This is a genomic window from Xanthomonas sp. WHRI 1810A, from assembly GCF_040202885.1.
Classification (GTDB): Bacteria; Pseudomonadota; Gammaproteobacteria; order Pseudomonadales; family Pseudomonadaceae; genus Aquipseudomonas.
The window spans coordinates 107,408-134,280 of sequence record NZ_JBEGED010000001.1; the positions used below are offsets into that span (position 1 = coordinate 107,408).

30 protein-coding genes and 1 tRNA gene are annotated in these 26,873 nt (G+C 55.1%); 16 read left to right on the top strand and 15 right to left on the bottom strand.

Annotation, left to right across the window (positions count from 1 at the left end):
* Window positions 1-149: 149 nt before the first annotated feature.
* On the bottom strand, window positions 150-1,838 hold the full coding sequence (locus ABQX22_RS00435) for an NAD-dependent malic enzyme (RefSeq protein ID WP_349795404.1): 1,689 nt from the start codon (window positions 1,836-1,838) through the stop codon (window positions 150-152).
* 322 nt (window positions 1,839-2,160) lie between these two features.
* Here ABQX22_RS00435 and ABQX22_RS00440 point away from each other — a divergent pair, with 322 nt between their 5' ends.
* A complete protein-coding gene (locus tag ABQX22_RS00440; protein WP_349795406.1) occupies window positions 2,161-2,391 on the top strand; it encodes a DUF6555 family protein in 231 nt (76 codons plus the stop codon).
* A gap of 7 nt (window positions 2,392-2,398) precedes the next feature.
* Here ABQX22_RS00440 and ABQX22_RS00445 read toward each other — a convergent pair whose 3' ends face one another.
* Complete coding sequence (locus ABQX22_RS00445) at window positions 2,399-3,670, bottom strand: chloride channel protein (protein WP_349795408.1); 1,272 nt, start codon at window positions 3,668-3,670, stop codon at window positions 2,399-2,401.
* 101 nt (window positions 3,671-3,771) lie between these two features.
* On the opposite strand from ABQX22_RS00445, the gene ABQX22_RS00450 reads away from it, so the two are divergent.
* Entirely contained in the window at window positions 3,772-3,963 is a 192-nt protein-coding gene (locus tag ABQX22_RS00450; protein ID WP_349795410.1) for a hypothetical protein, read from the top strand.
* An 8-nt stretch (window positions 3,964-3,971) separates the two neighbouring features.
* Here ABQX22_RS00450 and ABQX22_RS00455 read toward each other — a convergent pair whose 3' ends face one another.
* Window positions 3,972-4,892, bottom strand: a complete 921-nt coding sequence (locus tag ABQX22_RS00455) for a LysR family transcriptional regulator (protein ID WP_349795412.1) — start codon at window positions 4,890-4,892, stop codon at window positions 3,972-3,974.
* Window positions 4,893-5,062: 170 nt separating this feature from the next.
* Between ABQX22_RS00455 and ABQX22_RS00460 the strand changes: the two genes are divergently transcribed.
* Together ABQX22_RS00460 and ABQX22_RS00465 are read left to right on the top strand one after the other, a co-directional pair.
* Window positions 5,063-6,073 (top strand): zinc-dependent alcohol dehydrogenase family protein, encoded by a 1,011-nt coding sequence (locus tag ABQX22_RS00460; RefSeq protein ID WP_349795414.1) that lies wholly within the window; start codon window positions 5,063-5,065, stop codon window positions 6,071-6,073.
* Window positions 6,074-6,202: 129 nt separating this feature from the next.
* Window positions 6,203-6,928 carry a metallophosphoesterase gene (locus tag ABQX22_RS00465; RefSeq protein ID WP_349795416.1) on the top strand — a complete coding sequence of 242 codons (726 nt, stop codon included), beginning with the start codon at window positions 6,203-6,205 and terminating at the stop codon, window positions 6,926-6,928.
* Between the two features lie 30 nt (window positions 6,929-6,958).
* Here ABQX22_RS00465 and ABQX22_RS00470 read toward each other — a convergent pair whose 3' ends face one another.
* Together ABQX22_RS00470 and ABQX22_RS00475 are read right to left on the bottom strand one after the other, a co-directional pair.
* On the bottom strand, window positions 6,959-7,258 hold the full coding sequence (locus ABQX22_RS00470; protein WP_349795418.1) for an excalibur calcium-binding domain-containing protein: 300 nt from the start codon (window positions 7,256-7,258) through the stop codon (window positions 6,959-6,961).
* Between the two features lie 305 nt (window positions 7,259-7,563).
* Window positions 7,564-8,163, bottom strand: a complete 600-nt coding sequence (locus ABQX22_RS00475) for an OB-fold protein (protein ID WP_349795420.1) — start codon at window positions 8,161-8,163, stop codon at window positions 7,564-7,566.
* 399 nt (window positions 8,164-8,562) lie between these two features.
* Between ABQX22_RS00475 and ABQX22_RS00480 the strand changes: the two genes are divergently transcribed.
* The 9 genes from ABQX22_RS00480 to ABQX22_RS00520 all read left to right on the top strand — a co-directional run bounded on the left by ABQX22_RS00480 (window position 8,563) and on the right by ABQX22_RS00520 (window position 16,840).
* A complete protein-coding gene (locus tag ABQX22_RS00480) occupies window positions 8,563-10,074 on the top strand; it encodes a tyrosine-type recombinase/integrase (protein WP_349795422.1) in 1,512 nt (503 codons plus the stop codon).
* A 642-nt stretch (window positions 10,075-10,716) separates the two neighbouring features.
* Window positions 10,717-10,893, top strand: coding sequence for a hypothetical protein (locus ABQX22_RS00485; RefSeq protein ID WP_349795424.1), 177 nt, complete (start codon window positions 10,717-10,719; stop codon window positions 10,891-10,893).
* A gap of 490 nt (window positions 10,894-11,383) precedes the next feature.
* Window positions 11,384-11,791: a hypothetical protein gene (locus ABQX22_RS00490; protein WP_349795426.1), complete on the top strand. Its 408-nt coding sequence runs from the start codon at window positions 11,384-11,386 to the stop codon at window positions 11,789-11,791.
* 166 nt (window positions 11,792-11,957) lie between these two features.
* On the top strand, window positions 11,958-12,473 hold the full coding sequence (locus ABQX22_RS00495) for a hypothetical protein (protein WP_349795428.1): 516 nt from the start codon (window positions 11,958-11,960) through the stop codon (window positions 12,471-12,473).
* Entirely contained in the window at window positions 12,470-12,730 is a 261-nt protein-coding gene (locus ABQX22_RS00500; RefSeq protein ID WP_349795430.1) for a hypothetical protein, read from the top strand. The genes ABQX22_RS00495 and ABQX22_RS00500 overlap by 4 nt, the downstream gene beginning before the upstream one ends.
* Window positions 12,727-14,913, top strand: a complete 2,187-nt coding sequence (locus ABQX22_RS00505; RefSeq protein WP_349795432.1) for a hypothetical protein — start codon at window positions 12,727-12,729, stop codon at window positions 14,911-14,913. Before ABQX22_RS00500 ends, ABQX22_RS00505 begins: the two co-directional genes overlap by 4 nt.
* Window positions 14,910-15,251: a hypothetical protein gene (locus tag ABQX22_RS00510; protein WP_349795433.1), complete on the top strand. Its 342-nt coding sequence runs from the start codon at window positions 14,910-14,912 to the stop codon at window positions 15,249-15,251. The genes ABQX22_RS00505 and ABQX22_RS00510 overlap by 4 nt, the downstream gene beginning before the upstream one ends.
* Window positions 15,251-15,478: a hypothetical protein gene (locus ABQX22_RS00515; RefSeq protein WP_349795435.1), complete on the top strand. Its 228-nt coding sequence runs from the start codon at window positions 15,251-15,253 to the stop codon at window positions 15,476-15,478. The genes ABQX22_RS00510 and ABQX22_RS00515 overlap by 1 nt, the downstream gene beginning before the upstream one ends.
* Before the next feature lie 291 nt (window positions 15,479-15,769).
* Window positions 15,770-16,840, top strand: a complete 1,071-nt coding sequence (locus tag ABQX22_RS00520) for a hypothetical protein (protein WP_349795437.1) — start codon at window positions 15,770-15,772, stop codon at window positions 16,838-16,840.
* On the opposite strand, the gene ABQX22_RS00525 is transcribed toward ABQX22_RS00520, so the two are convergent.
* Both ABQX22_RS00525 and ABQX22_RS00530 read right to left on the bottom strand, forming a co-directional pair.
* Entirely contained in the window at window positions 16,832-17,248 is a 417-nt protein-coding gene (locus tag ABQX22_RS00525; RefSeq protein ID WP_349795439.1) for a hypothetical protein, read from the bottom strand. The genes ABQX22_RS00520 and ABQX22_RS00525 overlap by 9 nt on opposite strands.
* 11 nt (window positions 17,249-17,259) lie before the next feature.
* A complete protein-coding gene (locus ABQX22_RS00530; protein WP_349795441.1) occupies window positions 17,260-17,550 on the bottom strand; it encodes a hypothetical protein in 291 nt (96 codons plus the stop codon).
* A gap of 533 nt (window positions 17,551-18,083) precedes the next feature.
* On the opposite strand from ABQX22_RS00530, the gene ABQX22_RS00535 reads away from it, so the two are divergent.
* Window positions 18,084-18,707 carry a recombinase family protein gene (locus ABQX22_RS00535; protein ID WP_349795443.1) on the top strand — a complete coding sequence of 208 codons (624 nt, stop codon included), beginning with the start codon at window positions 18,084-18,086 and terminating at the stop codon, window positions 18,705-18,707.
* A 294-nt stretch (window positions 18,708-19,001) separates the two neighbouring features.
* On the opposite strand, the gene ABQX22_RS00540 is transcribed toward ABQX22_RS00535, so the two are convergent.
* The 7 genes from ABQX22_RS00540 to dapA all read right to left on the bottom strand — a co-directional run bounded on the left by ABQX22_RS00540 (window position 19,002) and on the right by dapA (window position 24,339).
* Window positions 19,002-19,487 (bottom strand): hypothetical protein, encoded by a 486-nt coding sequence (locus tag ABQX22_RS00540; RefSeq protein WP_349795445.1) that lies wholly within the window; start codon window positions 19,485-19,487, stop codon window positions 19,002-19,004.
* 61 nt (window positions 19,488-19,548) lie between these two features.
* A complete protein-coding gene (locus ABQX22_RS00545; RefSeq protein ID WP_349795447.1) occupies window positions 19,549-19,860 on the bottom strand; it encodes a hypothetical protein in 312 nt (103 codons plus the stop codon).
* Window positions 19,861-20,621: 761 nt separating this feature from the next.
* Window positions 20,622-20,711 (bottom strand) — tRNA-Ser (locus ABQX22_RS00550).
* Between the two features lie 92 nt (window positions 20,712-20,803).
* A complete protein-coding gene (gene purC, locus ABQX22_RS00555; protein WP_349795449.1) occupies window positions 20,804-21,517 on the bottom strand; it encodes a phosphoribosylaminoimidazolesuccinocarboxamide synthase in 714 nt (237 codons plus the stop codon).
* A 48-nt stretch (window positions 21,518-21,565) separates the two neighbouring features.
* Entirely contained in the window at window positions 21,566-22,324 is a 759-nt protein-coding gene (locus ABQX22_RS00560) for an MBL fold metallo-hydrolase (protein ID WP_349795451.1), read from the bottom strand.
* On the bottom strand, window positions 22,325-23,443 hold the full coding sequence (gene bamC / locus ABQX22_RS00565) for an outer membrane protein assembly factor BamC (RefSeq protein WP_349795453.1): 1,119 nt from the start codon (window positions 23,441-23,443) through the stop codon (window positions 22,325-22,327).
* A 17-nt stretch (window positions 23,444-23,460) separates the two neighbouring features.
* Window positions 23,461-24,339: a 4-hydroxy-tetrahydrodipicolinate synthase gene (dapA, locus tag ABQX22_RS00570; RefSeq protein WP_349795455.1), complete on the bottom strand. Its 879-nt coding sequence runs from the start codon at window positions 24,337-24,339 to the stop codon at window positions 23,461-23,463.
* Between the two features lie 326 nt (window positions 24,340-24,665).
* Between dapA and ABQX22_RS00575 the strand changes: the two genes are divergently transcribed.
* On the top strand, window positions 24,666-25,229 hold the full coding sequence (locus ABQX22_RS00575) for a glycine cleavage system protein R (RefSeq protein ID WP_349795457.1): 564 nt from the start codon (window positions 24,666-24,668) through the stop codon (window positions 25,227-25,229).
* 9 nt (window positions 25,230-25,238) lie between these two features.
* A complete protein-coding gene (locus ABQX22_RS00580; protein WP_349795460.1) occupies window positions 25,239-25,712 on the top strand; it encodes a peroxiredoxin in 474 nt (157 codons plus the stop codon).
* Between the two features lie 90 nt (window positions 25,713-25,802).
* Here the strand turns inward: ABQX22_RS00580 and ABQX22_RS00585 are convergent, their stop codons facing one another.
* Window positions 25,803-26,873 (bottom strand): AI-2E family transporter, encoded by a 1,071-nt coding sequence (locus ABQX22_RS00585; protein ID WP_349795462.1) that lies wholly within the window; start codon window positions 26,871-26,873, stop codon window positions 25,803-25,805.

Consider the following 26,873-nt stretch of genomic DNA (forward strand, 5'->3'; position numbering starts at 1 on the left):
TGTTCATGCGGCGGCCTTGGTGTGGAATGTCAGGCACAAACGTTGTAGGAGCGCGCTTGCCCGCGAACAAGGTCTGTAGGCGGGCTCAGGGACGCCGATCCACCGCCATCGCGGGCAAGCGCGCTCCTACACAGGTTCAGCGCTGCGGCTTACACCGCGCTACGACGGTAGCTGCGGTAGTTTGGCATCCAGAAGTTGCGCTCGATGGCTTCGGCCAGCAGCTCTTGCGTGGTCTCCAGCGCCACACCGTCAGCCTGGGCCTGCAAGGCAACCGCCAGCGCGATCTTCTTGCTCACACCCTGGATTTCCTTCAACGGCGGCAGTACAGCATCGCCCTTGCCGGTGACCATAGGCGAGCATTCAGCCAGCGCGTTGGACGCGGCCATCAGCATTTTGTCGGTGATGCGCGTGGCTTTTGCCGCGATCACACCCAGGCCGATGCCCGGGAAGATGTAGGAGTTGTTGCACTGAGCGATGTGGAAAGTGCGGTCGCCTACGGTCACCGGCGCAAACGGACTGCCGGTGGCCACCAGCGCGTCGCCATTGGTCCAGGTCAGGACTTCCTGCGGCGTGACTTCAACTTTCGAGGTCGGGTTCGACAACGGCATCACCAGCGGCTTGGCACAGTGCCTGTGCATCTCGCGGATGATTTCCTCGGTGAACAGGCCGCGCTGGCCGGAGACCCCGATCAACACGGTCGGCTGGCCGTTACGCACCACATCCAGCAACGACGGATACTCGTCGGCACTGGCCCAGCCCGCGACATCGCCGGCCTTTTGCGCGAGGTTTTTCTGGAACTCCAGCAGGTTGTCCATGCTGTCGGTCAGCAGCCCGAAACGGTCGACCATCATCACGCGTTTGCGCGCTTCGGATTCGCTCAGGCCTTCGATCACCATGGCCGCGATGATGTGCTCGGCGATGCCGCAACCGGCCGAACCTGCGCCGAGGAACACCACGCGTTGCTGGCCCAGGGTTTCGTTCTTGGCCTTGCAGGCGGCAAGCAACGTGCCCACCGCCACCGATGCGGTGCCCTGGATGTCATCGTTGAAGCAGCACAGTTCGTTGCGGTACTTCTCCAGCAACGGCATGGCGTTGGTTTGCGCAAAGTCTTCGAACTGCAACAGCACGTCCGGCCAGCGGGTTTGTACGGCTTCGATGAACAGCGCCACGAAGTCTTCGTATTCCTTGCCGGTGACGCGCTTGTGGCGCCAGCCCATGTACATCGGGTCGTCGAGCAATTCCTGGTTATTGGTGCCGACGTCGAGCACGATGGGCAGCGTGTAGGCCGGGCTGATGCCGCCGCACGCGGTGTACAGCGACAGCTTGCCGATGGGGATGCCCATGCCGCCGATGCCCTGGTCGCCCAGCCCGAGGATGCGCTCGCTGTCGGTGACCACGATGATCTTGATGCGATCTTTCGTCGCGCTGCGCAGGATATCGTCGATGCGGTCGCGCTCAGGGTAGGAAATGAACAGGCCGCGGTGGGTGCGGTAAATCTTGGAGAATTCCTGACAGGCCTGGCCGACCGTCGGGGTGTAGATGATCGGCAGCATCTCGTCCAGGTGTGAGTCCAGCAGGCGGAAGAACAAGGTTTCGTTGTTGTCCTGGATCGACCGCAGATAGATGTGCTTGTCGAGATCGCTGGCGCATTGCTTGTACTGACTGAACACGCGGGCCACTTGTTCTTCGATCGTCTCAACGTTCTGCGGCAACAGGCCGACCAGGTTGAAATCGATGCGCTCTTGCGGGGTGAAGGCACTGCCCTTGTTGAGCAGCGGCATTTCCAGCAAAGAAGGGCCGGCGTAAGAAATATATAAAGGTCGCGAGGTCTTGGTCATTTTCAGTGATCGCCTTTTTCTGTTTACTCATATCAATAACGGTTCGAACACGGGCCCCGGCGGTCGATGCTTCAGACACATGAGCACGACAACTCGACGCAGGATCCGTCCGAAAAAATGGGGAGATGAAATTCAGGGGGCCTATCTTACGCGTCTCGAGCCGGTTGCGACATTTTGTCACCCTCCCAACGGCGAAATGATGGCTGAGGCGTTGGCGGGTTGGGTAGTGAAGAAGTTGTCAGGTGTACTGATAAAAGAAGCGATTCAGCACTGAACTGGCGTAACGCCACTGATGTCATACCGACACCACCAGGAGACGGTAATGGCAGTGCAGCGGTTTTTTGAAATCACCTATCGCTTCAAGGAGGAACGACAGACCTTCATCCAACCCGACCGCACGATGTCCGATTCGGACGCGTGGTATTACGCCTGCCTGCACGCCAGAATCGGCGTGCTGCATAACACGTCCGACGACCGATCCGAACAGGCGGCACTGGAGCAACACGCCATGAGACACCGCCTGAGCGATGTGCAGTGGGAAGAGTTGCCTTGACGCGCTTTCAGCCCTTGCCGCGGTTGTCGGCACCCGCTGCCTGAATAAAGCCCCGCGCCAATTGCTGATACAACTCTGGCCCCATCCTTGAACTGACCGCTTTGGCCAGCAGCGCAACGGCCATCAGGCTGATCACCATTGAGTGGCTGTCGATCATTTCCATGACGATGATCGCGGAGGTGATGGGCGATTGGGTCACGGCGGCCAGAAAACCCACCATGCACAGGGCAATGATCGGCTGCGCCCCCAGGCCGAACCATTCGGCGGCGTTGGCACCCACCGCTGCGCCCACCGCCAGTGCCGGAGCGAAGATGCCGCCGGGGATGCCGGAAAAATACGTCACGACGGTTGCCAGAAATCGCGTGATCGGCGCATGCCACGGCAGGCCGATGTCGGAGGCGATCACTTGCGAGGTGATGCCGTAACCGCTGCCAAATGACGTCCCGCCACTGAGCCAGCCCAGCAGTGCCACGATCAAGCCGCACGCACCGGCGAACCACACCGGATGCAAGCGGCGCCATTCCCATAACGCAAAGCGTTGATGGCGCTGCGGCCACAACAGCATGCGGCTGAACAAACCGCCCAACAGCCCGCAACCCACACCGATGGCAATGACAGGAACGACGATGTCGAGCGTGATGGCCTGGACGTCGAAATGCCCGAAATAGTTGTAATTGCCCTGCAGGGCGATGGCGACCATCCCCGACAGGATGATAGTGCTCAGCAGCACGCCGCTGGTGCGAGTCTCCAGCTTGCGCCCCAGTTCCTCCACCGCAAACGCGATGCCCGCCAGCGGTGTATTGAAGGCAGCGGCGATGCCCGCAGCACCGCCCGCCAGAATGAGGTCTTCGGCGCGAATAATGCGAGCGTTGGGCAAAAAGCGGTGGAAGAAATGCATGATGGACGCCGCCACTTGTACCGACGGCCCTTCACGTCCGGCTGAAAAACCACCTGTCAGCGCCAGTGTGCCCAGGCCTATCTTGGCGAAGGCGATGCGCAGGGACACCAGCTTATCGACGCGCTTGCCTTGATGAACCAGACGCGTCGCCGCGATCACTTGGGGGATGCCGCTGCCCTGAGCGCCGACAAAAAAGCGCGTGGTCAGCCACACCACCAGCATGCCGATCAACGGCGTATAGAAAAACGGCAGCCACGGCCGCTCGGCAGTCTGTTGAGCGAATTGCGCCAGCGCCAGATCGGCCAGTCGGGCAAACATCACGACCAGCAAACCCGCCAGCGTCGCCGCAGCCCACAGGGTGACCCGTGTGCGCCAGCGCATGGAAGCGAATCGGCGGCGTATCAGCGGCAGGGGTTTTATCACCTGAAGATTCCAATTGAAGGTGGGCGCGAGGTGGCGGCCAGACTAACCAAATAAACGGAGTGCGCCAAATCGACGGGGGTTACGTGGCCGGTGGCGAGTTTTCGCTGGGCGATATCCCCATCGGGTTGTCAGTCAATCGCTGGTTCGAAACACCCTTTGATCGGCCTCACCTGCCAGCGGTCAACCGCTACTATGAGCGGCTGACCCAGCGTCCGGGGTTTCGTCTGTACGGACGAAACGGCACGCCGTAGCGGCGCAGTCAGCCACTCCCTTGCAGCCAGCGGCTGTAAAGCCCGGGGAAACGGCTGCTTAACCAATCGACAAATGCCTGCACCTGGGGCGCCAGCTGCGATCGGCTCGGGTATAACACGGAGAACGGGCGCGGCCGAGGCCGATAGGGTTTCAACACCTCCACCAACGAGCCGTCCGCCAGGTATTTGTCCAGGGTGATGCCCGGCGCCTGAAGGAGGCCGAAGCCCGCTACGCCACATTGCACGTAGGCGTTGGACTCGTTGACGATGATCCCGCGACGGTTGATATAGCTACGGTCAGTGCCCTCCTGCGAGAACTGCCATGGCAGCGGTCGATGGTTCTGGCCGGACAGGAAACTTACGCCACGGTGGGCGCTCAGTTCGTCCAGCGTCTGCGGGGCGCCGAATTCCTCGATGTAACCCGGCGCTGCGCAGGTGACCATGGTGGCCATGCCGATGCGCCGTGCGACGAGGCTGGAGTCAGGCAACTCACCGATGCGAAGCACGCAGTCCACCCCTTCGGCCACCAGATCCACCGCTCGGTCGGTGACACCCAGCACCAGCTCGATGTCCGGATGGGTGTCGGCGAACTCCCGCAAGCTGGCGATGAACACCGGTTGCGAGAAGGCCGTAGGAATGTCGACGCGCAATTTCCCGCGCAGGGACGCACCAGTGACGTCGAACATCGCCTTGGTCTGGGCAACGCTGGCGAGAATATCGGTCACGCGCTCGTAAAACTGCTCCCCTTGCGTCGTCAGCCTGACTTGCCGGGTAGTGCGCTGAAACAACCGGACGCCCAGGGAGGCTTCCAGCTCCTGGATGGCACGCGTGACCTGAGGACGACCGGTCTGCAACGCATCCGCCGCCCGGGTGAAGCTGCCCAGCTCAGCCACCCGAGCGAATACCTGCATGGATTGAAGCAGTTCCATAACGCCGTCGAACCTCCGTTTTGTTGCCGCCAGTCACGCTCATATCAGACAGATTGTTGCCGTGGAGCATAACAGTGCTTTCCTGCCCCACGCATTTATCCGCGTACCGCCAGCGGCAACAATGGCCGCATCGCGCCAGCCTTCTCTGGCGCCGCTTACGGAGCAACGACATGAAAGCATGGCTACTTCAGGATTTCGGGCTGGACAATCTGGTCCTCGACCAAACGCCCATCCCCGAACCCAAGGCCGGTGAGCTGCTGGTCAAGGTGGGCGCGGTGTCCCTCAACTTTCGCGACAAAGCCATCGTCGACGGCATCTACGAACCGCACAAAGTGCCCAAGCCGTTGATCCCCGTGAGCGACGCCGCTGGCACCGTGGTTGCTGTGGGCGAAGGCGTGAGCCGTTTCAAAGTGGGCGACCGCGTCAATTCGCACCTGTACTCCCGCTGGATTGACGGCCCCCCGGGTCCCGACGAGCCGGAATACTGCTTCGGCTCTCCCCTGCCAGGCGGTTTGGCTGAATACATGATCATCCACGAGGAAAGCGCCGTGGGTGCGCCGCAAAACATGTCTGACGAAGAAGCGTCGACGCTGCCCATTGCCGCACTGACCGCCTGGTATGCGCTGATGGATTACGGCCAGATCAAACCCGGTGAAACTGTCCTCATCCAAGGCACCGGCGGTGTGTCGATCTTCGCGGTGCAGCTGGCGACAGCACTGGGTGCCAAGGTCATCGTCACCTCCAGCCGTGACGAAAATCTGCAAGCGGCGAAAAAACTTGGGGCCGTGGCCGGGGTCAACTACAAGACGCACCCGAAGTGGGAAGAAGAAGTGCTGAAACTCACTGACGGCAAAGGCGTTGACCTGCTGTTGGACGTCGCAGGCGGGAATGGCCTGAATCAGTCCATCGCCGCGACCAAGGCGGCAGGCAAGATCGCACAGATCGGCTTCCTGACCGGTCAAACCACCGAGTTGAGCCTGATGCCGTTGATCTTCCGCCAGACCACGCTGCGCGGTATCGCTGTCGCGCCGCGCTCGTCGTTTGACCGGATGAACGCGTTCCTCAACGAAAACCAAATTCGCCCGGTGATCGACAAGGTCTACTCGTTCGAAGACGCCCGGCAGGCCTACGAGCATCTGGCCAAAGGCGCGTTCGGCAAGGTTGTGATCAACGTGTCCTGACCGGGCGGCGGCCAGCGTTAGGACGCCCCCGCGGTCCGTGCGAAACTAAGGCAGTCGCGAGCAAGGCATCCGCGATTGCCAACGCAACTCAAGCGCTCGCCACCCGTATTACGATGTCCGGAGAAGGCCATGGTCGAAACAATTGAAGTGACCCGTGTGAAGCGTTTCTCCAGGAACCCCCTGGGCCGTGACATTGCCGTGGGTGATATCCACGGCCACTTCACCCGGCTGCAGACGGCGCTGGAGGCGGCGGGCTTTGACCCGGCCGTCGACCGTCTTTTCAGCGTGGGCGATCTGGTCGACCGAGGCCCGGAAAACGAAGACGCCATCGCCTGGCTGAGCCAGCCCTGGTTCCACGCCGTGCGCGGCAACCACGATGACTACGTCGTCCGGTTCGACACCTGCAACATCAACCAGTGGATCTTCTACGGCGGCTCATGGTTCTTCGACATGCCGCACAAACAACAGCGCAACCATCAGACCCTGTTCACCGACATGCCGATTGCCATTGAGGTCGAAACCACCGAAGGCGTGGTCGGCATCGTCCACGCCGACTGCGTCTTCCGCACCTGGGCCGACATGAAGGGCGAACTGGAAACCCCGGAAAGCGACGAGCGCCTGCGCCTGGTCGAGAAAGCCTGCATGTGGTCCCGCACCCGCTTCCAGGAACAAAACAAACGCACCATCCCCGACGTCCGCGCCGTCGTCGTCGGCCACACCCCCATCTCCAGCCCACTGATACTGGGCAACGTCCATCACATTGATACCGGTGGATGGCTGCAGGATGGGAGTGGGTACTTTACGTTGCTGGATCTGGAGACGTTGTTGCCGATTGGGCCCGAGAATGGGTTCTGACAGGGATTGATGTCCGATTCGATCCGTCCTCTAGCGACACCACTGGGATTCGCAGGGCACTCCATCGCCGTCACCGTCCATTTCGGTGCCCGGACACCGCTGCAAGAAGGCTGTCGCCTCGGCGCAGGACGTCATTTGCGAGCAGTACTTGCGTCCGTCGCACTTGACCCGACTGACTGGCTGGATCGGTGAAGCGGAAGGCGCGGTTGCCGTGTTTAGCGGCGTGCTGATTGGTGCGAGGTAGCTTCCGGTCCAGCGCTTTACGACTGGCGACGTCGCAAGCACGAAAAATATGAGGACGAGCAGTCCAGCGAGCAAAATCCGTTTCATGTGTTACTCCTTGATGTGAGGCGCATTGTTCTCGTGGCCTGCCCGTAAACGCAATGAGTAATAGTCAGTCGCGCGTTCTGTAGGGTCATTCTTGACCCCTTCGCCCACTTGTTGCGGTTGTCAGCTCCGCAGCCTCAGCTACGCAAACTACAGAGGAAGTAGATATCAGAACCATCGCACTTTCTCCTCTCTCGCTGGGACAGCAAAAAGCCCATCACGAAGATGGGCCTTGCTTGCGAAAAAACCGCAAATTGGTGCGAGATCGATAGATCGGGACCGGGGCTGTCAATACTAATAACGCAAAGCTACTGCGACATCTCACAGTCTTCAAACATTGGTATTTTGGCAACGTCGCCTTTGCCAGTACAAATCACAGAAACCGTAGTTCCTTTCTTCATGGTAGCCATCACGGACATGTCCGATTTGTCGAACTTGAATTGCGGCCCCATGAACTGATTCGTGCCTGCCAACACCAGGTATGGTTTGCCAAACATGTCAGTGTTGATATCGGTAATTCGCCCACTTACTTTGACGCGCTTGTCTTTAAACTGAATGTCAGCCGCAACTGTGTTGTCGTCGTAACTGGTAGCAACCTGCGAAGCGGTGTATGCCTTGATCGGTGTCGCATGAGCTTGCTCTCTAGGCGTCGCCTTCGAACTAGACAGGGCTGAGTTTGCCGCCGACTCTACATACCTGTCATAGCTGGTCTTGGACACTGAAGCGATGCCGAGCAGGGATAGAAAAGACAATACCATCCATGTCAACCCGATGATGCGTGCAAGCAACGAATGCCCCTTTCTCAGCAACATCCAGCCAAACAGTAAGGGGAAAAACAAAATACCCAGTCCGAGAAGAAACCCAACGTACCGCTTCTGCGGGGTGGCAACTGCTATTGCTTCACTCATTTCGCTCTCCATGGCGATCAGATAAAGCGGGCATTCTGAACGCGCCGCTGGCAAAACGCTACCACCTGAGTACCGCCTGGGTCCGCTGCTTCTTAGCGAACGTCTGACGCCCCATCAATCCATGCAATTCCGGACTTGATCGACTCGCTAGGCAAAAGGGATAGCGCCCTGCGGGCGGCCTGGAGAACGCCGTTTCTGCCCTAATCTGCTTTGAGATTCAGAACCAGAAACGAAAAACCCCCGATAACGTCTCCGTTATCGGGGGTTTAGCGTGTAGCAATAATGGCGGAGAGATAGGGACTCTCATATTTAATCTCTACAGCCCTTCAGGCACGGTATTACTTGGCTTCCAGCGAATAGAGTGGTCAAATTGAGTGGTCAAAGTAGAGACTATTCATCATGGCTACCCACCTTGTACGAAAGCCCGGAGAAAGCGCTTGGTATGTCCGCATGGCGGTCCCTGTAGAGGTACGTCACGCCTTTGGTGGTCGCTCCAAGCTAATCAAGACTACCGGCACCAGTAACAAGGCGGAAGCAATGGATCGGCGTCTACCTATCCTTGCCCAGTGGAAAGCAGAGATAAAGGCCGCGAAGGATCAGAAGATTCTCGCCCGTGAGCAGTGGCGCCCAGCGTTGGCGGATGAAGGCACAATCTTTCAGCAAAGAGTAGACGCAAGCATTATTAATGCTGTCAGGAATCCTTCAACGGCCATAGGGGATACACACGATGCAATTTACGCTCGTGCAGCCAAGCTTTTTGATCTATCACCCGCTTTACTGAGTGATGTTCATCACTTGGAGTCACAAGGCGCTACGGGACTTGTGGACAGGACACGGGCCTTTTTACAGGACGTCTCCACCAACCTGATTGACGGCGTGCAAGGAGCTGCGGACATCGCTCAAGACGTGATGGCCCAAGTCGCACAACACCGCTATGGCTTATCCCCGGCTGAACTGGATGAAGCTAAAACGCTTATCGAGTCTCCAGCGACCTACAAGCCAGTCTCCCCAATCACCGCTGCAAGGCTGGAGAAATTCCGTGCATACCGTGAGAAAGCGAGTGTGTCGCCCAAGACGGTTGACCAGCAGGAAAGCAAACTCGACAAGCTATCTGACTACCTGCGCGACGAAGGCAAGAAACTCAATAAGGAAACGGTGGCGTCGTGGATTGAATCGCTCCCTCTGACCAGTAAAACCAAAGCTCAGTATTTGTTAGCTGGCTCTACATTTTGGCAATGGGTAATCAAGCACGATGCAAGGTGGCGTGATGATTTCAAGGGTGCAGATAACCCGTTTAAAGGCCAGACATTACCTAAACTCCGCCCTGATGAGAAAGCGAGGACGAAGCGCAAAGCCTATACCGTCGATGAACTGTCGAACATTTACCTAGCTGCGCAATCCTCAGATAAAGGGGCGTTGTGTGATTTGATTGCACTCGGCTATTACAGTGGCGCTCGAATTGAAGAGCTTGCCAAGCTACGCAAAGATTCAATAATCACAGTAGAAGGTGTGCGGACTATCGATATCGACGCCGCTAAGAGCTATGCCGGCGTGCGACAGATTCCAGTGCATCCACAACTCGCGAAAATAATTGACCGACTTATCGAAGATAGCGCGGACGGCTACCTGCTTAAAAGCTCTGGCGGCAACAAGTACGGTATACGTAGTGATTCTTTAAGCAAAGCGTTCGGACGGTTAAAAACTTCGTTGGGATTTGGACCATTGCATGTTTTCCACAGCGTTCGGAAAACAACAATTACACAGCTGTTGAGACAGAGTATTCCGGGTAATGTCGTAGCTAATCTCGTTGGGCACGAAACGGGCCTCGTCACATTTGACATTTACGACGAAGGCGCCAGTCCTAGACAGAAGCTCGATGCTCTTTGCAAATTGCCAGCCCTAAAGGTTTGACCCTGATTTCTGAGGTGGGCGCCTATACCATGTCGAGCCACGATAAGATAGAGTAGAAGTGTAAATTTTGTGTAAAGTTACTTGCTTTTTGGGATTCTCGTGCTATTATATAGGTAGGTAGGAGAGCTTTTTCATTCGCACTTTCCGCACTTCCAGAATTCAAAAAAAAAATCACGTCTGACCGCCGATAGTTCCTAGGGGCGGCTGTTCGACGTTGAAGGTCAAGGCGCGGTAACGCCTCCACAATCGCCAGTAGTCGATTTGGCCGAAACTATTAGAAAGCCCTCTAACTTTCGCATCTCACGACCACAGAGATGTAAATTGCCTTCGTGGTTGTAGGCAGTGGTTACTAATTCAAGAATGTGATCTGGCTCTAGTTGGTGCCACTTTAAAGGGAACTTTGTTCCCTTTTTCTTTGGACCGCGTTTCTAATGTAACACCCCGTAACACCCACCTAAACCAAACTAAACAAGCTATCCAACTCAAGGAGACGGCAAAACTATGCCTCTGATTTACAAAATCTGTGCTACGTGTGGTAACCGCTACGGCACGTTTCGCACACAAAGCAAACACTGTAGTAACGCTTGCCGCCAGAAGTCGTATAGGGATTCAAAGCAGCGAGAAGCCTTAGACGATACAAAAATGACAATGATCATCGGTAATATCTCGCTCAACTTCGTGGGACTGAATCCAGCCACGGACAAGGAGAAACTTAAAGCCGATTTGCTTGCTGTACTGGAAGCGGACGGTTTCTTAACCGAGATTGAAAACTTTGATACATCGTTGATGACACGCCCATTCCCAGTGCTTCACGTATAACTAACCCTCAAAACATAAGGAAAAAACATATGGAATACCTTCACGCTCAAGCACCAGCATCGATTGATGACTTCTATCGTATTTACTCTGCACTGGGAACTAACGGATTAATCACGTTGGGCTACCTAGACAGTCTCAAAGGCGGTAAAGGTGCCATCTATCAGTTTACGATGGAATTACCAGTAGTAGGAAATCCCGCAGACCCATTGGGTTCTACATTCGTTCGCGGACACCTAGACTATTCAAGCCACAACCTTACAACGCCTCCATTCCTCAGAGCTTTTTTGACTGGTGTATCCGCTGACTGTACAGGCTCAGTTGACCTAAGCAACATCACGGCAACCGGTTGTGACTTCATCGCACGTCAGCAAAGTGTTGTGGGGTCATCGACTCCCCAACTCGCCGCGACAGTCGTTCTAGTCGCGTTCCAATAATTTAACTCAACCCACCAAAAAACCCTAAAGGAGGAACTTTATGGAGAAACACCGCAATGAACTATTTTGTCGTGAACAGACCGAGCAATCTGATTATCGGAATTGTTAGCACTAGCTACACGCCAACAGACACACCCTTGAAACTATTTGTTCTAGCGAATGAAAAGTCTTTAGCTCTCTACGACAAGCATCAAAGCAAAGATCATGAAACGCTTCTTGATATCGGCGAGTTGATGGCTAAATCCGCCCATGTCAGCAATCAGGTATCAAAGGGTAAGACTGGTAAAGCTAAACCAGCATCACAGCGTCTAAGAGGCGAGCAAGCTATTCCTGCTAAGGACCGCGAGACTCACATTCTATCGTGGATTCAAAGTCATCCTGAAGCTGATGAATATGATTTACATGATGCAATTCCCATGGGCATTGTCGCTGCTCGTGCATATATCACGCTATACCGTTTCTAACCTCTCCAGCGCTCACCAGAGCTTCTAAAAACTGCAAGTAAGGGCATAGTGCCTCTTGCACTTTTGGAGCCTCTACAGGCGCCGGAAACACTGGGCAATATAGCCCAAATACACTAAAGCACAGCCTAATGGCCACCAACTATACAAACACAGGAGATAAACCCTCATGGGCGTTCTAAAACAAATTGATCCACAAGAACTGGCAACCCGCAAAGAATTGGCAGAGTGGAGTTTCCGTGCCACTCAGAAAGGCTATGACGCATTCGCCGCAACAGACGAGAAGACAGGTCGCACCATTGGCAAACTTGTCGATGGTGGCATTGAAGCCGTGTTGTGTGTAACGGCTTTCGATATTGCACCAACATTGCTTGCCAAGGTTTCAGAAGGCTACACAATGAATCCTTTGCTCGGCACCAAAGGTTTGGGGCTTTCTTCATTCGAGCTTTACATGAATCGTCCTGAAAAAGATATTCAAGAAGCTCTAGTAGAAATCTTCGCCAAAGTGGAACAAGACTATCAATCTGAAATCGATGCTTATAACGACGAAATCATTCAGAAAGAAATCGATGCTCAGGTGCGACTAGAGATTCAGAAAGAGCAACGCAAAGAAACTGAAGCAGCTAATAAACGTCGCGACCGAATCGCCGCTGAAGTTAAAACGGCCTTAGGAGCGGCCAAATGATTGACGGGACAACACGACTGCTCCTTGAGAAATACTCTCCCACTGATCCGCGACTTACTGAAGTCGCGGTTACAAAGTCAGTTAAGAAATTTCGAGTTTTAATGTCAGCCAGTGCTTATGACGATGGCATTATTTCAGCCACGTGCGGACTGTACAACTTAATCCATCCTGAGTTGATGTCGCGCAGCTACCAGTTGCCTCTAACTCTGGACGGAATTCCTGTGGGCAGCTGGATCATTGAGGAGAAAGTTCTATGAGTGACCACGAGGAAATCGCCCGCCTCACGGGTAAGTTAGTATTTGATGTTAATTCATCGCCATTAAAAGCGTTTGAAGCGATGCTAAAAAACGCAGCTCTCCAAATGAGAGCCTTGAGTAAAGAAGCAGACACATTAAAGCGAAAGCTAAATACTGCATTCGGAGTTAAAAACGGTAACAGTGCTGATCACGAGAAACTACAAAAGTCTGTCCGTGCAAGTCTTGATCGTGAGTTGAAAGGCGAGATTGCGGTACAGAAGGCACGCAAGGCCACGTTCCAAGCAGAGCTTGCCAGTCAGAAACTAGTATCGGCGGGTACACGCGAAAACGTCGCTCTACAGACTCAAGCCACACGCCACAAAATCACGCAGGCGGTGCTAGATGCTAAGGCGGCGAAGGCTGATCAGGAACGTCTGAAGGCTAATGGGATAGAGATTAAACAGGCTCAAGGCTTGGAGACTCACAAGCTACGTCAGAGCCGTCTGGAAGCCGTCCTAGCCCAGCAGCAACAACGTACGATTCTATTGCAACAGAAGCAGCAGGCGAACATGACGGCCATGCAGCGAGCCACCCTCGCACTGAATCAAGCGCGGGAGCGTGGTCTACGTGCAGCAGAGAAATATCAAGCTGGGCTAGTGAATCAGAAAGCGCGTACTGCGAGGCAAGATGAACGCTCTCGCCAACAAGATGAGAAACACGGCTGGGCAGTACAAAGACAAGCCGCATGGACCGCTCGACAGGCTGAGCCTAAGCCTTCAACCGGATTCCTGGGTCTCGGTACAGGCGCCCTAGCTGTTGGCGGTGCTGCCGCTGGCATTGCCGCCATTGTGGGGGCTATCGGTGCCCTCGGTGACCGTCTAGGCGCTACGCAAGCAAGGGTTTCAGAGAGCCAACAGTTCTCCAACATCTTGGAGCAGGCCGCAGGAAAGAATCCCGCAAACAAGGATTTTGCTCGTGACGAATTCCTACGCATCAGTGCGAAGTACGGTACAGCGGTAGACAACGATTCTGCCAAGGATTACAGAACGTTCCTTCTTGCCCAAATGGCCCGTGGACAGTCTCTCAGCGCGTCTACAGCAAGTTTTGAGACACAGCAGAGTGCTTACCGTGGCGCTGGTATGACTCGTGAAGAGCAACGCCGTACGAGCCTTCAGCTACAACAGGTTAGAAGTAAAGGACAGGGGGACAGAGAAGACTTAAACACGTTCAGCGAAGCCGCACCTCTGCTTATTGAGCCAATCCGCCGTTCATGGGCAGAACGTAATCACTATAAAGGCAATAACCTTGAAGGTGATTTCCGTCAGAGCACCACAGCAGGTAACTTAAAGGCTATCGATTTCGAGAAGGGTATTGCTCTTTTTGTTAAAGAAAACTCGGATGCAATTCGACGTCAGTCTGATTCCATCGACGCGAACGCCACGAGACTATCGAATAATAAGTTTCTACAACAACAAGGACTTGATCAAAGTCCTGAATTGATCGGTGCAATCAACAACCGTCTACAGAGCGAAATGGAACTTAACGCAGCTTTGAAGCCATTGTCTGAAACGGCCATTAAAGTGGACACTGCTCTGAACAATTTGGCAGCGACATTCCTTCGCTGGACACTCGGTAAAGATTCTACACCAGAACAGGCGGGGAACAAAATCGATAGTCTAAGTCCTGATAGTCCTGCAATTAAGCCGGCAACTTTTGGTGGTAAGCAAAACACTGGTGAGCCAGTTGCACGAGACCCGATTGATCGGTTGTTTAGATTCCTAACTGGCACTCCTGATTATAAAACTGAAGGGCCAGCTGCTGGACTGCAAGCGCCGACCGTGAAGTTCAATGGTGCAATCACACCTCCAAAGCTCGACGCCTCAACGTTCGAACTTCCAGAGATTGGCGATAAATTCTATCGACTAATGCTCAATGCCCCCAAGCCTATTAGTGCAGCTGACATCAGTGCTCAGGCGGCCCAGAGGGTGTACAAGGAATATGGTAGCGCTGATGTATCCCCAGTTGTGAATAACAACAATAGCGTCACCAATAACTTAGCGGCGCCTAACGTGACTGTGAACTTGGATGTCACCGGCATGAAGGCGGATGAAGTTATCAAACTGGTAAGCGAACAAAGTGCTCAGAATACGCAAGATGCTATGCAAAAAGCATTCGGAGAATTTCAGCAGAAAGAGACTAAATGAAATCATCTGAACTAACTCTAGTGAAATGGCTATGCGTTATTATCTTAGCTGTTTCATTAGGCACCTTCGGGTTAACGGCATACGCCATTAGGCAAGATGCTCTGACATTACAACAGGTCGTAGCAGAAGCTACAGAGGCTTCAATTGAGAGAGAGGGGAAACTTTCTCTTTCGTTAAGGCAACATATCGAACGTGAAACAACTGGCCTTCGCAACAGCTTCTATGACTTCCAGCAAGACGATATAGAACGTCTACGGAAAGCAGCAGAGCTTGAAGTCTCAAGACAGTTACACGGACATACACGAGACATCTTTGCAGACCATTCAGGAGGTAAGTAATGCACTACACACCAGACGGAAATCAAGCACTGCCCTACGATCAAATAATCCACCAGCCAGATTATGAGCAAGCGGCTGGACATTGGATCGCTCGCCATTACGGTGCAGATGTTGTTCTGATGTTCCCGTTAGCTGTTACCAGCTTAATAAACTCGCTTCTATTCGGTTGTCCCGAATCAATGGCGATTGAAACGCTGTGGGGAAACTTGGGGCTGTTACCACTCTAAAAACTCGACAAGCCTCTAGTAGAGTCTTCTGCAAGAAGAATTACGCGTAAATCGCCTGAGAGCCTTTATTTACAAGGGCTCAGCCATGATTCAGCTGTCTCAAACTCGTGTGTGTACGCACACAATATTATCTCTCTCAACAAGGTGAACAACTCATGAAGTTATGTAAATGCAAGGCTTGTGGCCGTTCTTTTACGGTACGTAAGCCGATGCCCTTTTGCTGTGGCACATGCCGCATCACACACCAGCACTATCAAAATCAACAGGCGACCCAAGCAGGAGTCCTACACAATGGCAACAGCAACATCCCGCAACAACAATAAGGCTATCCGCCGCCCTCGCTGTAAACACTGCAATAAGCAATTCAGAACTACCAGCACTGTTAAAAGATATTGCAGCGCCCTTTGCCAGAAAGAAGCCACGAAACTGAAGCGCCGTGTCAGCTATACATACCGTGCAACAAGCTCAGCTTTCTTCTATCACTTAGCGCACGAAGCCGAAAGGGCTGGCACCCTTGAGATATTCACCGGACATACAGCTGAATCTTTAGTTGATCTTCACATTGTATACAAACTCTGGCTGAAGGCTAATCAGTATGGCGATATCAAAAGTACAGACCCTAGAGCATTTGAAATCAGCCATATCGCCCCCGCTAACGGAACATCTCTAGGACTATTCCATGCAAGCAATCTAGTGGTCGCCCCCAAGGCAATGAATCGTGCTCACGGCACAAAAAATTTCGGATACGGCTTAAGCATTCCACGCTCACAGCTGGACCCACGCTACGCTGTTGAGAAAGGGTGTAACCGTAAATCCCTAATCAACAGGATCGTGAAGTTCATCGGTGAAGATGTCGTATGCGAAGCAGTGAAGGTTGCAAAGATTCAAGCCACCCAACGCCACAGGACTCTAGCGTGGCTTTACGATCACCTTGACCCAGCTAACCCAGAGCATTCTAAGTTCCTGGCCCTCATCGATGGCATGACCGCAAAGGCATTGAGCGAGGTACGTGCTCAGGTTGAAGGCAAGCAAGCCAGCGGCTTCAGAGTGAAGACAGAGACGTATAGTCCGCTTCGAGTGCTAATGCATGAGCTTGACCGCCACACAGCCATCAGGCCAGACCTAGCGCTCATCAAGGAAGCCGTCCTAGAGCGTGCCCCTGACTATCTGGTGTACCACGTCAGATTCGATCTAATCGCCCCTACAGAGCTTCAGGCATTGTTTGACGTGCTACACGGTAGGGACGTGGCCGAGGTGCAACAAGTGTTCACGCCTCAGGCCCCTGCAACCGTGCTGAAGACGTTCCACAAGCTTTGCCCCAGCCGTGGAACTGACGGCCCCATAACGGCGCTATCAAGCTGACAAGCGCTTGAGTCGAAACCCTTTGACTACCCATGCTCCGATGTAGCCAACAAGAAGTAACGCAATGCAGTACATTCCCCAGTATAGGGTCATGCTCCCTACAAACTTTGCTTGCACATACTTGAGTCCTTCCAAATCGGCCTCATACCGCTGACCGGCTTTAACACTTGCTGTGTAAATTTCATCTGCGGAGAGATATTTCCATTCCCCAATGTCGAAGCCACTGGGCATGGATGCTGGGTTCTTTTTGTACCCAATGAGTCTCTTGTAACCTTCTACGTCGTATTGGTAAGCCTTGTCCAGCTTTGCTTCTGAAGGAAACGAGTCTTGGTTAAGTGGGACCATCGCAGCCCCTAAAAGCACGCATCCAATGATCCAAACTCGCCACCAGCCGTTTAATTGGGTCATGGTGCCTCCACTCACTTCAGTGCATCACCAGATACCCAAATGTTAGTGCCGGTCTCGATAACTTGCACTTCGGACGCACTTAGAATATTCAGGTCGATAATAACAACTTGAAAATTCTTTTTGGCTGCACCACATCCCGGGGCATACTTTTTTATGTCATTGGCAAGATATTTTATTTGGGTGTCATATGCTTCCTCAGAAGCACAGATTAGAGAGTCTTTGGGAAGCATTTTAGGCGCGGCATGAACGGCGGTTGATGCAGCCAGAGAAATAAGCAACACGCTTAGGAGTTTCTTGATCATTGCAGTCCCTTACAATTGTGTAATGCTAAAGTGATGGCAATCGTATCCCCACTCGCGAGAGTTGGCAATGCCCCGGTAACTGCTAAAAAACCCTGATTCAATCGCTAGAAACGCCTGTTTAATCGTCGATTTTGATGCCACCTTCTATCAGCTTCTCTGCGAGAGTCAGGCGGACCGGGGCTTACAGCCATCTTAGGTTAAGCGAAAGCCTCGCAATACTATTAATTAGCGTGCTAACGATCTAAAACCGTTCTGAAACATCTGAAATCGCGTTTTGAGTGAAACCCCACCCCAAACTCAAACCTTGACCGCGAGGTCACAAGCTCACACTTTCGCTCTGGAAATATCCATGCCAGCGCTTGAATAGGTTTACTGGCAATTTCTCCAGTCAGCCCAGAAATCACTATCAAAGAAGTAGAGATGTTTGGTAGTGCGATAACCGCTTGTCAGGTGCTATCAAATAACTATTGGGGATAGCTATCTGATCGTATTATCATTGGCCTATCAAAACAGACACTAAAGGATAGTTAGCCATGAATGCCCACCTCTACTTAAGAGCTAGCACCAAAGATCAAGACGCGCACCGTGCCAAGGTAGCCTTGGAGACATTCGCCGCTGAGAAGGGATTGCTCATTGCTGGTGTGTTCGCTGAAAACATCAGTGGCACCAAGCTTGACCGTCCAGAACTGATGCGTCTTCTAGATGTAGCCCAGCCGGGAGAAATTTTATTGTGCGAAAGCGTCGATAGATTATCTCGCCTATCCCAAGCCGACTGGAAGTTGCTCAAGGCAACCATTGAATCCAAGGGCCTGCGTTTGGTCATTGCTGACCTACCGACCTCCCACATGCTAGTAGAGGACACGGGCATCACAGGCCAGATCATGGAAGTGGTCAACGGCATGTTGCTGGACCTCATGGCAACCATGGCACGCCTTGATCAAGAGAAACGTGTTGAGCGTATCAACCAAGGCATTCAGAACAAGAAGCTGGCGGAGCCTGAGTGGAAACCAGCGGGCAAGGGTAAGAACGCAAAGCTGTGGGACAAGGTACGGGCAACCATTGCCAAGCATCCAAACATGAGTGCTGATGATGTCGCCAAGGTGGTCGGGTGCGGTGTTGCAACCATCTACAGGATCAAGCGTGAGTTGAAGGCTTAACGCTCTGAGACGCATCAAAGCTCGCCCAGTGTGAGCCTTGTCACTCCTTTGTCCTGGCCCTCGCAACAATCGATCACCGTCCCAGCCACGCCACAGACCCAGCCAGCGCCACCCATGGGCACCTAGGGTTACTTTACAATCACTCAGCGAACCAGTGACCCACCATGGTACGCGTTACGCAGCGCGGTAATCCCGCCAGCCAAAACACCAGCTTATATTTTCAGCCCGGAATCCAAGCGCGATGTGATGTGCCTCGAAAATTTTGGAGCGGGGAAGGGGGTTCCAGAAAAAGGGTCAGACAGGAAGGCGAGGCATGCAGCCTTGGCAATGGTAGGACGCTAAAACACGGACAGCAGCATAAGCAGGAATTCCAATGATCAAGAGCCAGATGCTAAGCCCCCGGAGACGACGATACTTCACGAACTGGTCTATCGCTTTATCGTGTTTATCAAGAGCGGTTTCGGTGTGGGAATGCTGGATAGCGCGAACGATGCCGCTAGTGTTTTTAAGTTTATATGACTGTGCCCAAGCCCCGAACATGGCACTCAGAACGAATATCGCCAGCACGCCGAGCTGAAAGGTTTCGCGATTCACGTCAAATCGCCCGTATTGGTTTGTCTGAGCAAGGTATCCACAAACCGCGAGTGAAATGGTGAGGATGAAATAGTCGAACTTGCTAGATTCACTGATGTGAGCGATAGCCAAAACGTCTGCACGTTGCTGCTGCTCCTTGGCATGCGCTATCGCTTTTGCATCATCTTCATCAGAGCCGGGAAACATTGTTCAATCCTGAAGTGGTTACGTTCCAGATAGCATATTCCCCCGGAGTATCGCCGTGCCACTAGCTTTGCTTCTCGCCATACCCCGTGTGAATGTTTGACCCCGGAACCAATCGCCGTCCAGCTTCCAAACCCTCAGCTAACAGCTTGTCACTGAGCGCCCACCGCACCTTTTCGTGCTGAGCTTTCAACGTCGTCAGTTCCTTTGCCAATCGATCATTCAACGCCACGAGCTTCACGACATGCTGACGTGAGTTTCTGAGCAAGCACCAGCAATCATTCAACTCATCGATGAGCATGTCGCACTGGTGCCGGAACATCTCTACTTCAGAAGGCACGCCTAGGTCGAAGTCAGAATCATCGTTGGTAGTCATGAGGAAGTGGTCAGAATGCCGGGAGGAGTACAAGTGTACTCTTCGACTCGTAATTGCCTCAAGTAAGGTGCGATAGGTGGCATAGATGCTTCAGGAGCTTCTACAGGCTCACAGGAGACGTTTAACGACGTATACCGCAACTAGGGTAGCTCTTGCACATTAAGAGCGACTGTATAGGCTCACGCACAAGGAAGGTGCTTATACTCGCCTATTTCCTAGATTGCAAGATAAATCGCTTGACAGATTTACCGCTGGTCAGGATAATGCTCCTGATCTTTAGCGCTTCCAGCACCACAACAGAATCCAGATCAGCACACCGGCCAGATATAATCTGTCAATACAGAACGAAAAGCTTCCGCACTTGATCTTGCTTCTGCTCGATGCGTAAGCATCAAAGTTATTACTCTTGTCAGCGTTCGCTGACGTGTTACCCCGACAGCGTTCGCTGTCATTTATGCACTCCCAGATTAGAAGCCAGATCACAAGCCAGAAGCGGATTTTGTGGATACATTATTGCTGGACGGTGTACATCCGGGAGGATGGGGGCGTGGCATCTGGAGAGTGAGTCACCTTGGAGAGGATGACGATTGAAAGCTCACGCTTTCGGTGCAAGGAATCGTCAGCGGCGCTGACAAGCTCTGTATGTATTACGACGCAGTTAGCAGGAACCACGGGAGTGGTCAAAGTGAGTGGTCAAACGTGAAATTACTCAGACACAAAAAAGCCTCGTAAATCATAGACTTACGAGGCTTTATCTGTAATGGCGGAGAGATAGGGATTTGAACCCTAGGTACTGTCGCCAGTACAACGGATTTCGAATCCGTCCCGTTCGGCCACTCCGGCATCTCTCCAACGGCGCGCATCATAACAGTTCGTTTGCAGAACGCGAACCCCTATTTCAGGATTTTTCGCGTGCTATCAGATGCTTGCGTGATTTCTGTTCTTAAAGCGGTACGCCGAGACGCTGGGCGACTTCTTCGTAGGCTTCGATGACATCGCCCAGGCCCTGACGGAAGCGGTCTTTGTCCATTTTCTTCTTGGTGTCCTTGTCCCACAGGCGGCAGCCGTCGGGGCTGAATTCGTCGCCCAGGACAATGGAGCCGTCGCTGAACACGCCGAACTCCAGCTTGAAGTCGACCAGCAGCAGGCCGGCGTCATCGAACAGCTTGGTCAGTACGTCGTTGACCTTCAGCGACAGCTCTTTCATGCGCACGAGCTGTTCAGCGGTGCCCCAGCCGAATGCCACGACGTGGGATTCGTTGATGAACGGGTCGCCCATGGCGTCGTTCTTCAGGAACAATTCGAAGGTGTACGGATTGAGTTTCTGGCCTTCTTCGATGCCCAGGCGTTTGACCAGGCTGCCGGCTGCGTAGTTACGCACGACGCATTCGACGGGGATCATGTCGAGCTTCTTGACCAGGCATTCGTTGTCGCCCAGCAGCTTGTCGAACTGGGTGGGTACGCCGGCTTCTTCAAGCTTCTGCATGATGAAGGCGTTGAACTTGTTGTTCACCATGCCTTTGCGGTCTAGCTGTTCAATGCGCTTGCCGTCGAACGCCGAGGTGTCGTTGCGAAACAGCAGGATCAAGCGGTCAGCGTCGTCAGTGGTGTACACCGACTTGGCTTTGCCGCGGTAGAGTTCTTCGCGTTTTTCCATGATGGGCTCCGCTTGCTAAATAGTTGGGCCAGGCGCCCGTTTGGGACGCTAGGCGATTTCCCGCCAGTCGAGCCCTGAATCTTGATCGGCCAATTGTAGCCAGTCCGGATCGCACCCGAGGGTGTCGACGAAACATTGCCGGGCCAGATGCGGCAGGTTGTTCTTGCTGCTGAGATGGGCCAGCACCAGGTGCTGCAAATCCTGCCATCCCAACTCGCTCACCAGGCCTGCAGCCTGATGGTTGTTCAAATGCCCTCGTTCGCCGCCCACCCGTTGCTTGAGGAAGTACGGGTAGTGACCACGGGCGAGCATGTCGCGGCAGTGGTTGGACTCGATCATCAGCGCATCCAGGCCGGTGTAGCTCTGCAGCACGGAGGGACACCAGGAGCCTAGATCGGTCAGCAGTCCGAATCGACGCCGTCCATCGTTGAAGACGAATTGCGTCGGTTCCAGTGCATCGTGAGCCACCGCTACCACATCAATATTGAGCGCACCGACTTGCAGACCCTGCCCGCCCGCCAGCACCCCGGCCACATCGACGGGCTTGCGCAGGCCGCGATACGTGCCGTCGCTCAGGTACACCGGCAGATCGTAGCGCCGGGCCAGCAACCCCACGCCATGCACATGATCGGCATGTTCGTGGGTGACGAGGATGGCGCTCAACTGCTTGCCACTGACACCCAGTCGATCAAGTCGCCGCTCGGTTTCCCGCAGGGAGAAACCGCAGTCGACCAGGACGTACGTGTCGTTGCTTGCGATCAGCGTGCCGTTGCCTCGACTGCCGCTGCCCAGGACTGCGAAGCGCACTTAACCGAGATTGTCTTGAATCACACCCAGGACACGACGGGCAACATCAGCCGGCGCGACGGTGTTGATGTTTTTCTCGACAGTGACCTGTACGTTGTCACCCACCTTGCTCAGGCGAACCTGATAGCGGTCGGCACGGGCTTCGATTTCTTCTTTGGAATCTTCGCTGCCGAACAGACGGCCGAGGAAACCAGGCTTGTTCTCGGGCCGGTCCGCCTTCTCGGCCAGGTTAATGTAGTAGAGGCCCAGGCTGCGGTTGATGTCTTCAACGCGCCAGTCGCCCTGCCCCAACGCACGGCCCACACTGGACCAGGCGCGATCGAGGTCGGCGCCCAGGTTGAGTACCGGGTTGCCGCTGCCGTCTTCGCTCAGGGAAACACGGCTCGGCGTGTCGTAGTCCTGCGCGGCCAACAGCGACACCGTACCGCCCTTCTCGGCGTTGCGGCTCAGGCTGGCCAGCATGTCATCGGTCAGGACCGAGTCCAGGCCGACATTGGTGCTGTTGGACGCAAACTCGGGCTCGGAGGTGCTGCCCGCCGGGCGCTGGGCGCTGACGACGTAGATCTCGCTGGTATTGCGCTGAACGCCTGGCTCGATGCGCACACGCACGCGGGTTTCGGTGTCGGCAGCGGCACCGCCGGCGGTCATGCGCTTGGAAACCGCGGCGGACAGTTCGTCCATGCGCTGCCAGGTGGTGCTGAATTCGCCGGTGGCCGGACGATCTTCGGCAATGCGGAAGCCGTTGTCTTCAAAGTACTGATGGGCCAGTGGCCAGGCTTCAGCCGGCGCGCGCTGAGCCAGGATCGAACGGCTGTTGCCGGTCTTCTGCAGGCTGAAGTCGCTTGCATCCTGAGTGGTCGCCAGCGGCTGCGGACGCGGCACGTTAAATTCACCGCCCTTCTGCGCGTCGTCGGCCACGTTGCGCGGAATCGGCAACAGCGGATCAAGACGCTTGGATTCGGCGACGCCTGCCGGCAGTTGCATCGGTGGCTTTTGGGTTGCTTCCAGGTAATCGCTGCTGCGATCACGGAAATAACCATCCTGGCCAAACAACCAGCTGCAACCGCTGGTGCTGGTGATGATCAGGGCTAGTGCGGAAAGTCCGGCCAGTCGCTTCATTGCGTAGTGCTTCCTCATTAAACCAATACGCCGGTCTGGCGCAGGGCCTGACGCAGCGGTTCGTGACAGGATTCGCTGAGCCAGGTGAGCGGCAGACGGATACCGTCCGGCATCAAACCCATTTCATGCAGGGCCCATTTCACGGGAATAGGGTTCGATTCGATGAACAATGTCTTGTTCAGGGGCATCAGTTTTTCGTGGATGGCGCGGGCGGCCTCGGCATCACCGTTCATCGCGGCTTTGCACATGTCGCTCATGGCGCGCGGGGCGACGTTGGCGGTCACCGAGATATTGCCCTTGCCGCCCAGCAGCATCAGTTCGACCGCGGTCGCGTCATCGCCGGAGAAGACCAGGAAGTTACCGCTCACGCCCGCCAGGATATCCTTGGCGCGCTGCATGTCACCGGTGGCTTCCTTGATGGCGATGATGTTCTTGATAGTGGACAGGCGGATGACGGTCGCGGCCTGCATGTCACATGCGGTCCGGCCCGGCACGTTATACAGGATCTGCGGGATGTCGACGGCTTCGGCGATGAACTTGAAGTGCTGGTACAGGCCTTCCTGGGTCGGCTTGTTGTAGTACGGCGTCACCAGCAGGCAGGCGTCTGCTCCAGCATTCTTGGCGTTGGTGGTCAGCTCGACCGCCTCGCGGGTGGAGTTGGCGCCCGTCCCGGCGATCACCGGAATGCGACCATTGACCTGCTGGACGACACGCCGAATGACTTCGATGTGCTCGTTGACATCCAGCGTCGCGGATTCACCTGTGGTGCCGACGGCAACAATGGCGTTGGTGCCCTCTTGCAGGTGAAAGTCCACCAGTTTGCTCAGGGCGTCCCAGTCCAGGCGACCTTGTGCATCCATCGGTGTGACCAGTGCCACCATACTGCCCGCAATCATGCAAACCGCTCCTGCCGGAAAAAGAGAGCGGTAATGGTACTGGCGCCATCAGCCTTGCACAAGCGAAGTACCGTGCTACGAGCATTCCCCTGAGCGACGGTTTTCGCTACCCTTCGTTCTTTGATCGGTACTGGTCATCTGCCCGGCTCGTTCGCTCACCCGATTTCGTCGTCGCAACCCCCGCTCCAGCGTTGTCGTTGCGTGCCGTGACCTGTTCACGCACGCCCGATCAGACAGCGGTACGGGCGTGTTTTCGACGCCGCGGGCTGGCGAACCCGCCGTTCAAGCCAATAATGTACCGACCGCTCATCGCTTAGGAATGCTGCATGTCGTCAATCCCCACAGTTCGCGAACAATTCCTTGTCATCAGTGCCCTTGGCGCCAACCCAATGGAGCTGACCAACGTCCTGTGCCGCGCCAGTCACGAAAACCGGTGCTCGGTGGTCAGTTCTCGCCTGACCCGTCACGGCGAGACGAGCGCGCTGGTCCTTCAGATATCCGGCAGCTGGGACGCCCTGGCGCGTCTTGAAACCGGATTGCCAAACCTCTCGAAGAAGCATGCCTTCACCGTCAGCGTCGTGCGCAGCGCTTCCCTCGAAAGCCGTCCCGAGGCCCTGCCCTACGTGGCCTACGTCAGCTCGGCGTACCGCCCGGACATCATCAATGAGCTGTGCCAGTTTTTCATCGACCACAACGTCGAGCTTGAAAACCTGATCTGCGACACCTATCAGGCCCCGCAAACCGGCGGCACCATGCTCAACGCGACGTTCACCGTCACGCTGCCGGCCGGCACCCAGATCAGTTGGCTGCGGGATCAGTTCCTTGATTTCGCCGACGCACTGAACCTCGATGCGCTGATCGAACCGTGGCGCCCACAAGCACCGATGTAAGGAAGACTCATGGCTGTTGAACTGGATAAACCCGTCGCCGACTTTCAGGTGCAGGCCACCAGCGATCAGGCCGTCAGCCTGTCGGCGCTGAAGGGTCAGCAAGTGGTGATTTATTTTTACCCGAAAGACAGCACGCCGGGCTGCACGACCCAGGGCCAGGGCTTTCGTGATCAGCACGAAGCGTTCAAGGCGGCCAACACCGTGGTGTTCGGCGTGTCGCGGGACAGCCTGAAGTCCCACGAGAACTTCAAGGCCAAGCAGTCATTCCCGTTCGAGCTGATTTCGGACAAGGATGAGTCGCTGTGTCAGCTGTTCGATGTGATCAAGCTGAAAAAGCTGTACGGCAAGGAATACCTGGGCGTCGATCGCAGCACGTTTCTGATCGACAAGGACGGCGTGCTGCGCAAGGAATGGCGCGGCGTGAAAGTGCCGGGGCATGTGGATGCGGTGCTCGAACAGGCTCAGTCATTGAACCAGGCGTAAACCTGTAGGAGCGAACTTGTTCGCGAAGAGCCGGACCTGATGCATTAGAGGTCCCTTCGCCAACAAGTTGGCTCCTACGGAAGCTGCGAGCTACAACAACGGCGCCACGGTCGGTTCATTGCGTGGCCAGGCATCCAGCACCGCCTTGACCAGCGTCGCCAGCGGGATCGCGAAGAAAATCCCCCAGAACCCCCACAGCCCGCCGAACAGCAGCACCGCGCAGATGATCGCCACCGGGTGCAGGCTCACCGCCTCGGAAAACAGCAGCGGCACCAGCACGTTGCCGTCCAGCGTCTGAATGATCCCGTACACCGCCATCAAATAGATGAACTGATCGCTCCAGCCCCACTGGAACAGCGCAATGAACGCCACCGGCACCGTGACCACCACCGCGCCGACGTAGGGCACCACGACCGATATCCCCACCAGCATGGCCAGCAAGGCCGAGTAATTCAGGCCCAGCGCCCAGAACGCGATGTAGGTCACCCCGCCACAGATCAGGATCTCGATGACTTTGCCACGGATATAGTTGGCGATCTGGCGGTTCATTTCTTCGGCGACACGGGTGATCAGCGTGCGCTCGCGCGGCAGGTAACCGCGCACCCAGCGACCGATCATGCGGCGGTCCTTGAGGAAGAAGAACACCAGGATCGGCACCAGCACCAGGTAGATCATCATGTTGACCAGCAGCGGCAGGCTCGACAGGGAAAAGGTCAGCGCCCACTGTCCGAATTTGCCGATCTCGCCGCGGGCCACTTCGATGGCCTGCAGCACCTGCTCGTCCGACACCAGATGCGGGTAGCGTTCCGGCAGCAGCAGCAACAGCGATTGCCACTTGGCGAGCATGCCGGGTAGTTCGTTGAACAGCGTGATCAGTTGATGCCAGAGCAACGGCACCAACACCAGCAGGAACACCCCCAGCGCCCCCATGAATAGCGCGAAGACCAGCGCCACGGCACCGCCTTCGGGCACGCGCAGGCGCTCCAGATGAATGACCAGCCCCTGCATCAGAAACGCCAGCACCAGCCCTGCCAGCACCGGCGCCAGCATCCCGCCCAAGGTCAGCACGATGGTAAACGCCAAGACCAGCAATACCGCCAGCACCACCGCTTCCTCGTCGGAGAAGTAGCGCTGCATCCAGTCTCGAAGCACCTTGAACAT

Coding starts and splice junctions, on each gene's coding strand:
- ABQX22_RS00460 (WP_349795414.1), top strand. CDS start 5,063: ATGAAAGCATGGCTACTTCAGGATTTCGGGCTGGACAATCTGGTCCTC.
- ABQX22_RS00530 (WP_349795441.1), bottom strand. CDS start 17,550: ATGATCAAGAAACTCCTAAGCGTGTTGCTTATTTCTCTGGCTGCATCA.
- purC (WP_349795449.1), bottom strand. CDS start 21,517: ATGGAAAAACGCGAAGAACTCTACCGCGGCAAAGCCAAGTCGGTGTAC.
- ABQX22_RS00455 (WP_349795412.1), bottom strand. CDS start 4,892: ATGGAACTGCTTCAATCCATGCAGGTATTCGCTCGGGTGGCTGAGCTG.
- ABQX22_RS00500 (WP_349795430.1), top strand. CDS start 12,470: ATGATTGACGGGACAACACGACTGCTCCTTGAGAAATACTCTCCCACT.
- ABQX22_RS00470 (WP_349795418.1), bottom strand. CDS start 7,258: ATGAAACGGATTTTGCTCGCTGGACTGCTCGTCCTCATATTTTTCGTG.
- ABQX22_RS00475 (WP_349795420.1), bottom strand. CDS start 8,163: ATGAGTGAAGCAATAGCAGTTGCCACCCCGCAGAAGCGGTACGTTGGG.
- ABQX22_RS00505 (WP_349795432.1), top strand. CDS start 12,727: ATGAGTGACCACGAGGAAATCGCCCGCCTCACGGGTAAGTTAGTATTT.
- ABQX22_RS00465 (WP_349795416.1), top strand. CDS start 6,203: ATGGTCGAAACAATTGAAGTGACCCGTGTGAAGCGTTTCTCCAGGAAC.
- ABQX22_RS00540 (WP_349795445.1), bottom strand. CDS start 19,487: ATGTTTCCCGGCTCTGATGAAGATGATGCAAAAGCGATAGCGCATGCC.
- ABQX22_RS00545 (WP_349795447.1), bottom strand. CDS start 19,860: ATGACTACCAACGATGATTCTGACTTCGACCTAGGCGTGCCTTCTGAA.
- ABQX22_RS00520 (WP_349795437.1), top strand. CDS start 15,770: ATGGCAACAGCAACATCCCGCAACAACAATAAGGCTATCCGCCGCCCT.
- ABQX22_RS00575 (WP_349795457.1), top strand. CDS start 24,666: ATGTCGTCAATCCCCACAGTTCGCGAACAATTCCTTGTCATCAGTGCC.
- ABQX22_RS00495 (WP_349795428.1), top strand. CDS start 11,958: ATGGGCGTTCTAAAACAAATTGATCCACAAGAACTGGCAACCCGCAAA.
- ABQX22_RS00535 (WP_349795443.1), top strand. CDS start 18,084: ATGAATGCCCACCTCTACTTAAGAGCTAGCACCAAAGATCAAGACGCG.
- dapA (WP_349795455.1), bottom strand. CDS start 24,339: ATGATTGCGGGCAGTATGGTGGCACTGGTCACACCGATGGATGCACAA.
- ABQX22_RS00435 (WP_349795404.1), bottom strand. CDS start 1,838: ATGACCAAGACCTCGCGACCTTTATATATTTCTTACGCCGGCCCTTCT.
- ABQX22_RS00480 (WP_349795422.1), top strand. CDS start 8,563: ATGGCTACCCACCTTGTACGAAAGCCCGGAGAAAGCGCTTGGTATGTC.
- ABQX22_RS00490 (WP_349795426.1), top strand. CDS start 11,384: ATGAACTATTTTGTCGTGAACAGACCGAGCAATCTGATTATCGGAATT.
- bamC (WP_349795453.1), bottom strand. CDS start 23,443: ATGAAGCGACTGGCCGGACTTTCCGCACTAGCCCTGATCATCACCAGC.
- ABQX22_RS00445 (WP_349795408.1), bottom strand. CDS start 3,670: ATGCGCTGGCGCACACGGGTCACCCTGTGGGCTGCGGCGACGCTGGCG.
- ABQX22_RS00580 (WP_349795460.1), top strand. CDS start 25,239: ATGGCTGTTGAACTGGATAAACCCGTCGCCGACTTTCAGGTGCAGGCC.
- ABQX22_RS00525 (WP_349795439.1), bottom strand. CDS start 17,248: ATGACCCAATTAAACGGCTGGTGGCGAGTTTGGATCATTGGATGCGTG.
- ABQX22_RS00515 (WP_349795435.1), top strand. CDS start 15,251: ATGCACTACACACCAGACGGAAATCAAGCACTGCCCTACGATCAAATA.
- ABQX22_RS00510 (WP_349795433.1), top strand. CDS start 14,910: ATGAAATCATCTGAACTAACTCTAGTGAAATGGCTATGCGTTATTATC.
- ABQX22_RS00485 (WP_349795424.1), top strand. CDS start 10,717: ATGACAATGATCATCGGTAATATCTCGCTCAACTTCGTGGGACTGAAT.
- ABQX22_RS00440 (WP_349795406.1), top strand. CDS start 2,161: ATGGCAGTGCAGCGGTTTTTTGAAATCACCTATCGCTTCAAGGAGGAA.
- ABQX22_RS00585 (WP_349795462.1), bottom strand. CDS start 26,873: ATGTTCAAGGTGCTTCGAGACTGGATGCAGCGCTACTTCTCCGACGAG.